Origin of the sequence: Curtobacterium sp. VKM Ac-1376 (genome assembly GCF_015351025.1) — a bacterium.
In the GTDB taxonomy this organism is placed as follows: Bacteria; Actinomycetota; Actinomycetes; order Actinomycetales; family Microbacteriaceae; genus Curtobacterium.
In genome coordinates this window covers 1-811 of record NZ_JADKRV010000053.1, presented here as the reverse complement: position 1 = coordinate 811, position 811 = coordinate 1, and the positions used below count along the sequence as shown (strand labels likewise).

Sequence of the window (811 nt, the reverse complement as noted above, 5' to 3'; positions counted from 1 at the left end):
CGGTCACCATCACGGGCCGGACGATCCGAAGACCCACCACGGTACGGACGGTCACCATCACGGGCCGGACGATCCGAAGACCCACCACGGTACGGACGGTCACCATCACGGGCCGGACGATCCGACCGGAACGGTCGGTCGCCATCACGACGCGGGCGGTCCGCTCCGCGAGGCCCATCGCCCCGCGGAGGCCGAGCGGAGTCACCACGATTTGCCTGCCACGTGGGCCGGTCGTTGCGGTCACCAGAGCGGAACGGACGATCCCCATCGCGACGCGGAGCGCTGTCTCGACGCTGGCCGCCGTCACGGAACGGACGGTCGCTCCCCTGCGGGCGATCACGTCGTTCACCTTCACGGCGCTCGAAGTCTCGAGGACCGGACGACCAGCGTCCGCCGCTCTGTCCGTCACGACGCGGCACACCGTCGCGACGCGGGGACCGGTCACCGTCTCCCCGGGACCGATCTCCGCGGTCGCCGTCGTTCCGCCGCTGATCGTCGTCGTTCGCCACCGTTGCTCCTCATCGCGTGCCCGTGCTGTGCCTCGGGCGTTCGTCCGCTGTGTCGTTGTGTTTGGGTGCCGAGCCGGTTGCGCCGACGTCGTCGTTCCAGTCCATCACGATCCGGAGCCGACGTCGAGCGACCTGCGGCGAAAACAGAAATGGCCACCGGCCCCGCCCGAGAACGAGGGTCTCCCCTGCGTGTCTCGATGGAGGGCCGATGGCCACATCTTTCATACGTTAAGTCCGGCGGCGTCCTACTCTCCCACAAGGTCCCCCTTGCAGTACCATCGGCGCAGAGAGGCTTAGCTTCC

General features: G+C 68.4%; 1 protein-coding gene. It reads right to left on the bottom strand.

What is annotated here, in order from left to right:
- Positions 1 to 409 (bottom strand): hypothetical protein (locus ITJ56_RS18105; protein WP_194632021.1); only part of this gene is annotated, 409 nt, incomplete at its 3' end.
- Positions 410 to 811 lie beyond the last annotated feature (402 nt).